The sequence below is a fragment of the Sphaerospermopsis reniformis genome (assembly GCF_005402885.1).
GTDB lineage: Bacteria > Cyanobacteriota > Cyanobacteriia > Cyanobacteriales > Nostocaceae > Sphaerospermopsis > Sphaerospermopsis kisseleviana.
In genome coordinates this window covers 1-6,782 of the sequence record NZ_BJCE01000268.1, presented here as the reverse complement: position 1 = coordinate 6,782, position 6,782 = coordinate 1, and the positions used below count along the sequence as shown (strand labels likewise).

Sequence of the window (6,782 nt, the reverse complement as noted above, 5' to 3'; positions counted from 1 at the left end):
AAGTGTGCATTTTTGGGGATTTCAAGAGATGGCAAAGAAATTTTCAAATCTCCTCCTGACTCCTGACTCCTGACTCCTGACTCCTGACTCCTATGCCCTCACGGAAAGACTTTCTCAGCAACCCCTAGTGTAGAGATCGCCCTAATTTTCAGCAATGGTAGATAAATTGCTATGATAGATGAATATTCAACACTGTTACAGCTAAGGAGGAAAGATTTTGTATACAGCAGTAATTAAACAATCCGGTGATTGGTGGTTGGGTTGGATTGAAGAAATACCTGGTGTAAATTGTCAGGAAGCAACGCGAGAGAAATTATTAGAAAGTTTACGAATTACACTTTTAGAGGCATTAGAGTTTAACCGTCAAGATGCTATAGAAGCTGCGGGTAGTGATTATGTTGAGGAAGCGATCGCACTATGAAGCGTGGGGATTTATTACGCCATTTACAGGAGTGCGGTTGTGAGTTGATTCGTGAAGGTTCTCGCCATTCTTGGTGGTGGAATCCTGAGAAAAACAGAAGATCAGCTATTCCTCGACACCAAGAAATAGATGATATTTTGGCGAAAAAGATTTGTAAGGATTTAGGTATACCTTTTACACGATGAGAGTAAATTATGTTCTATGCAAGAGTCTTTTGAAACTCCTGAATATTTATCCGCATGATGCGTTGATATTCTTCTATAGACAGAACGACAGCAACGTCACGATTTTCCTGACGGATGATCACAGTTTCACGTTGTGCTTTATCTAGGATTGAGGCAAATTTTTGTTTAGCTTCGGTATCGGAAATAAATTGCATAATTACACCTCTCTTATTTTTTTAATATAAACAAAATAAATACATTGTCCATAATTTATCCCTCCTTTAACCTCTGTCCATACAAACTTAAAGCATTCTCCCGTAAAATTCCCAATCCTATTTCCTCCGCTTCTTTAACAGTAATATCTGTATCTTTAATTGCCTGATCTAATACTTCTCCTAACAATTGACGACCCCATTTTGCACCTAAATAATACAATTCGGGGATAGAATGAGCATCAGATGAATACATTAATTTTGTGGTAGGGATTAATTCCAAAAGTTGCCTAATTGTATTTCGCATTCCGGCTACACTTAAAAAAGGAACTGCTAAACCAAAATCTAGATAAACCTGGGGATACATTGATGCTAAATATCCCGCTTCTCTCATGTAAGGATAGGAAGCATGAAGCAAAACTAAAGGCGCGTTTTTATATTGAGGACATTCTATCAAATATCGTAAATTTAAAGGATTTGCTAATCTTAAATCTAAATCTGGATCTCCTAAACCAGTGTGTAATTGTACAGGTATTTTATATTTAGCAGCAACTATCAACGATTGTTGTAAAATAAAATCTATTAATTGTTTATCATTTAATCGTAAAGGCAGATCATTTTTTTTCTGTAGTTTTTTAAAATCATAAAAATGCACAGCAGCAACCGCGGGTGCAACAGGTCGAATATCTAACCCACTACGATAACAGGCGATACTTTTAAACGCTACAATGTCAGGGGATGGAGGATCAATTTCTTTGATAAAAGCATTGACAAAAGTGTGAAATTCGTCAATTTGTGAAAGTAGTTTTTCCGCTAATAATTCTAAGCGTAAAATTCTTTTGACCGTGGTAAATTGTTGATGCCAAGAAATTGGTAAGATATTTTCCGGGGTTAAACCATCATCTAAATATATTGCTTCTAAGTTAGCAGCTTCAAAATATATTCTGGTTAAATTTTCTAGTCCTAAATTTTGCCGATGTGCTAAAATTGCTGTTTCTTCGGGTTCACAGTTTAATAATGTAGCAATTTCTCGTAAACTGCGGCGGTAAAATAAGGTATGTTTAGCGTGATAATTTACTATTTCTGGATCATAACCTTCTGTAAAAGCGGCTGCAAAGGGATAATTTGCAGCTACTTCTGATTTTAATATGTTATGGGCGTGTTGTTCAATGAGGGGAATTTCCGAGAGATTCATGGATGGTTAAGATTTTTGAGATGTAAGTATTCAGGTATCTGGGTTTCTGTGTCAGCTTTTTACAGTTTCTGACATTGGATTAATTTTACATTTAATATCGATCTTTCCAAACATGAAGTTAAAATATTTAACTATTTTTGATAAAAATTTGCAAATAAATATACTTAAAATCTGGTATATTTGGGAAATATTTGGATAATCTTGTTATACTTGAATGATAGTTAACAATAAGCTAACAATATTATATTTTATGCAAACACAAACCCGAACCTATACACCAGAAGAATATCTAGAACTGGAAGAGAAAGCAGAATATAAAAACGAATACCGTGATGGAGAGATTATACCAATGGCAGGAGGAACAACAAATCATAATAAAATTGCCCTGAATTTTGCTGCTGCTTTAAAATACGGATTAAAAAAGCAAAATTATGATGTTTATATTGGTGATGTCAGGTTGTGGATACCCCGTTATCGTCAATATACATACCCTGATGTGATGCTAATTAAAGGTGAACCTATTTATCAAAATGCAAATACAACTACTGTGATGAATCCTTTATTAATTGCTGAAGTTTTATCTAAATCAACTAGCAATTATGACCAAGGTGATAAGTTTCTTTATTATCGCTCAATTCCTGAATTTAAAGAATATATTTTAATCAATCAATATCAATATCATGTCATGCACTATGTAAAAACAGATGATGGGAAATGGATATTTACAGAATTGGAATCTGAATCAGATACTTTAACACTGCAAAATCTAGATTTTCAAATTGATTTTCAGGATTTATATGAACAGGTTGATTTTCAGAAAAGTGTTGATGAATAAATAATTAATCTATAGGACTTACGCAAGATGTGACTGAAAACCTTATTCTTGCATAGAGGTAATTCATGTAGCTTGCTTCCCGAAGGGTATTACCCCTACTTTCGTTCCCTTTTGCGTAAGTCCTGATCTATACAAAATCTAGTATTTCTGATAAATTAGGTTGAGAGGATGTTTTAAAAGTGGTATTTCGTGATTTTAATCACATTTTTACCTCCTTTAATCCCCTCACAGGGGTAGGTTTTTAATATTATCTGTTAAGGCAGGACTAGGAAGACAAGGAGGTATTGTAGACAAGGAAGATTTTCTACAAAACAAGGTCTGTTGAGCCTCAGTTTTTGTTACCAATTGTATATTATTGGTACGTATTTCCTCCCTTGTCACCTTGTCTGCCTTGTCCTCCAAGTCTTGCCCTGACGACAATGTAAAATACCTACCCTTGTGAGGGGTTAGGGAGGGGTAAAAAATATTTGATACATCAATCATGACTGTTCAAACAACCTCTGAGAATGACTACAACGTGAAAAATATATATTTATAATGAATAATTTTCAACTTCCCAATTTACCCTTACCATCACCCCTTGTAGGTTCTGAAATTGGTTCTTTTACTGAGTTTACCGTAACTCAAAGAATGCCAAATATTGCCCGTCGTGTCATTAAAGAAAATAAATTTACCACTGAGATAAATCAAAACTTGGAAAAATTAGCAGCAGAACTTCCCAACGGATATTTACAACCTTTAAAAAATGACACAGGTGCAGATTTTCACGACTGGGAGAAATATCTAGAACCTTATAAAAATCAACGTTGGGTAGATGTACCTTGGTTTTTTGCGGAAACTTATTTTTACCGTCTTATTCTCAATATTACTAATTACTTTCAACACGGAGAATGGCAAGGTGTTGATCCATTTTTACTACAAAAAGAACAAGGTTTAGAAGCTGCTATTGATGCTATTATTTCTTTATGTACTCAAGTACAACAATGGTTAAATGAATCAAAGAAAGCAGGTAAACCTAGTAAATCTTCTCTGATTGCCTTATTGTATTTCGCATTATGGGGAAATAGAGTTGATTTAAGTTTATGGTCAGCTTTTGAAGATAACAGAAGTAATTTTGATATTCAAACTCAATTAAATAACATTTTGGTAGATGATTCATTTGCAGTTAGTAAGCTATTAGCTAAATCGGAAAATAACCGCATTGATTTTGTAGTTGATAATGCAGGTTTTGAATTAATTTGTGATTTATGTTTAGTTGATTTTCTCTTGGGTAGTGGTTTTGCAAATCAGGTTTATTTACATTTGAAACCCCATCCCACTTTTGTATCGGATGCAATGATTAAAGATGTGTATGCAACCAAAGATTTTTTAGCAGCAGGTAGTCATCCTGATGTTAAATCATTTGTACAAAGATTAAGTAAAAATCTTGATTCAGGTAAATTGATTTTAACAGAAGATTATTGTTGGACTTCACCTTTACCATTTTGGCAAATTCCCCAATCACTGAAAGATGAGTTAGCAAAGTCGAATTTAATAGTTGTTAAAGGTGATGCTAATTATCGGCGTTTGTTGGGAGATGTCTACTGGGATTATACTACAAATTTTGCAGATATAGTGGCTTATTTACCTGCACCAATGTTAGCGTTACGTACCTTAAAATCAGAAGTAGCAGCAGGTTTAAAAGCTGAAGTTTTAGAGGAATTAGCAATATTAGATCCTCAGTGGTTAACAAATGGACAATGGGGGGTTATTCAGTTGGTAGATTTAGGAATCTGAAGAAATTCCACATTAAAGAGAACTTTACATAGCAGATCAAACTGAGAATTTTTTTCATATTTACCGTAAATGTCGATTAGCACTACTTCATCACCTCCTTGGATTTTAGATATTGTTTGATATACACTATTTATATATAGCAAGGGTAATTTCCAAAAAGCTATGAAATTAATTTCTGAACCATCAGTTCCGGTAAAAATCCAAAAAATGAACCAAAGGGTGCGATCGCAGCATCCCAGTATTCAGCAACGAGGAATTGACCAAACTGCCATGATTTTAGATGATAATGGCAGGGAGAAAAATCAAAATTTCTCTTTTATGGTAATCGGTGATAGCGGTACTAAGTCTCATTATGGTTCTCATCCTCAGCGTCAAGTTGCGGAAATGATGTTAAATCATAGTGATGATTGCCGTTTTATTTTGCATACTGGTGATGTTGTTTATGTGGTGGGTTCTCGTGAGTATTATCCGCCTAATTTTATTGAACCTTACCGCGAATTTTTGGTAGGTGGTGAAAACCCCGAAAGTATTGCTTATGACCAGATGGTTTTTAAGTTACCAATTTTGCCAGTTTTAGGCAATCATGACTATTATGATGTGCCTTGGTTTTATCGTTTAATTACTGGTTCGACTTTACCTTTGCGGCGGATGTTGCTTTACAAAGATATTGAAATCGGTTGGCATGGTTCAAATCAAGGTGATGCTTATTCAAGAGCTTTTATTGATTATTTAGCTGCTATTTCTCCCCATGAATTAGAATATCATTTAGATAAATATTACACTGCTAAAAGTAATACAGGACGCTGTTTGCGTTACCAACCGGGACAATTCACCCGATTACCTAATCGGTATTATACATTTAATTATGGGGGAATTGACTTTTTTGCCCTTGATTCTAATACTTTTAATACCCCAGAACCGCTACCAGAAAACCAAGCGGGAGATATACGTCGGGAGTTGTTACAGCGTCGTCAAAAGTTGGAACAAGAAGAGTTAGAAATTTTGGCAGAGTGTGATAAACTTAACTCCGAAAATCCCGAAGAATCAGAACTACTGGCTGACTTGGGTGCTAAGGTAGACCAACTTAATGAAGTCAAGCTTGATATTGAAAAACAATTAGAAATTCACACCAGTGCAGATGTGGATCTTGAACAGCTTGACTGGTTAAAAGATAGATTAATTGCATCTTGGCAAAATTCAGAAGTGAGGGGACGGGTGATATTCTTTCATCATCCTCCTTATGTAACAGAAGCTACCAAGTGGCATCAAGGACAAACTTTAGCCGTGCGTCATCGGTTGCGGGGGGTATTGGAACAAGTTGCGGCGGCTTTAGGTAATATAAATCAAGGTAGACCGCTTGTGGATGTGGTTTTCAATGGCCACGCGCACTGTTTGGAATATCTGCGGACGGTGGATACAGGATATGCCGATTCACACATTAATTATATAGTTTGTGGTGGCAGTGGTCGCCGTCCCCGTCGCCAACGACAAGAAGGAACAGAATTAGTAGAAAGTTTTACCGATGGTAATAGTAATTCTACTCATAAAGTTGCCGAGTCTTTGCTGTATGTGGGACGCAGTGGTTACGGTTCAGAGATGAAAAAACCTTATTCCTGCTTGCGGGTGGATGTGAAAGAAGGTTTTCCGGCTAAGTTTATTATTACACCATTAGTTACAGAGCAAGTAGAGGGAAAATGGTGCGATCGCCAATTAGAACCTATTGTAATTTAATAAGCTGTTGTGCATTTAATTTGTATAAGTGGAACAGGCATCTTGCCTGTTAAACAAGAGTTCAGAATGTTAGGATTATACAATTTAGCTGTGTAACAGTTTACTCATCCTGTTGCTAAGTTGGGTTGCTAAGTTGGGGAATATTACTCACAACCTCAAAACTGCTGTAATTAGGACTGCTGTAATTAGGGGTTGCTGAGAAAGTCTTTCCGTGAGGGTATAGGAGTCAGGAGTCAGGAGTCAGGAGTCGTAGGGGCGAAGCATTCGGACGACAAATTATCAATTTTATGAAAAGGCTATTTTCCGAATGCTTCGCCCGTACAGGAGTCAGGAGTCAGGAGGAGATTTGAAAATTTCTTTGCCATCTCTTGAAATCCCAAAAAATGCACACTTTTTCCGGTATACCCTTCAAAACCCTTGCACTAATTTCTGTGTTTATCAGCCTCTA

Annotated in this window: 7 protein-coding genes; 5 read left to right on the top strand and 2 right to left on the bottom strand. The window is 35.9% G+C overall.

The window, feature by feature from the left end; translation table 11 throughout:
• Positions 1-217 precede the first annotated feature (217 nt).
• Both FFR48_RS23830 and FFR48_RS23825 read left to right on the top strand, forming a co-directional pair.
• Positions 218-421, top strand: a complete 204-nt coding sequence (locus FFR48_RS23830) for a type II toxin-antitoxin system HicB family antitoxin (RefSeq protein WP_199301882.1) — start codon at positions 218-220, stop codon at positions 419-421.
• Positions 418-606 (top strand): type II toxin-antitoxin system HicA family toxin, encoded by a 189-nt coding sequence (locus FFR48_RS23825; RefSeq protein WP_137669081.1) that lies wholly within the window; start codon positions 418-420, stop codon positions 604-606. The genes FFR48_RS23830 and FFR48_RS23825 overlap by 4 nt, the downstream gene beginning before the upstream one ends.
• 14 nt (positions 607-620) lie before the next feature.
• On the opposite strand, the gene FFR48_RS23820 is transcribed toward FFR48_RS23825, so the two are convergent.
• Together FFR48_RS23820 and FFR48_RS23815 are read right to left on the bottom strand one after the other, a co-directional pair.
• Complete coding sequence (locus tag FFR48_RS23820; RefSeq protein ID WP_137669080.1) at positions 621-800, bottom strand: type II toxin-antitoxin system Phd/YefM family antitoxin; 180 nt, start codon at positions 798-800, stop codon at positions 621-623.
• Positions 801-855: 55 nt separating this feature from the next.
• Positions 856-1,992, bottom strand: a complete 1,137-nt coding sequence (locus FFR48_RS23815) for an amidohydrolase family protein (RefSeq protein WP_137669079.1) — start codon at positions 1,990-1,992, stop codon at positions 856-858.
• A 250-nt stretch (positions 1,993-2,242) separates the two neighbouring features.
• Here FFR48_RS23815 and FFR48_RS23810 point away from each other — a divergent pair, with 250 nt between their 5' ends.
• The 3 genes from FFR48_RS23810 (at position 2,243) to FFR48_RS23800 (ending at position 6,334) form a co-directional block, all read left to right on the top strand.
• A complete protein-coding gene (locus FFR48_RS23810) occupies positions 2,243-2,827 on the top strand; it encodes a Uma2 family endonuclease (RefSeq protein WP_137669078.1) in 585 nt (194 codons plus the stop codon).
• A gap of 537 nt (positions 2,828-3,364) precedes the next feature.
• Positions 3,365-4,603 carry a damage-control phosphatase ARMT1 family protein gene (locus tag FFR48_RS23805; protein ID WP_137669077.1) on the top strand — a complete coding sequence of 413 codons (1,239 nt, stop codon included), beginning with the start codon at positions 3,365-3,367 and terminating at the stop codon, positions 4,601-4,603.
• A 162-nt stretch (positions 4,604-4,765) separates the two neighbouring features.
• Positions 4,766-6,334 (top strand): metallophosphoesterase family protein, encoded by a 1,569-nt coding sequence (locus FFR48_RS23800; RefSeq protein WP_096566955.1) that lies wholly within the window; start codon positions 4,766-4,768, stop codon positions 6,332-6,334.
• The last annotated feature ends 448 nt before the right edge of the window (positions 6,335-6,782 follow it).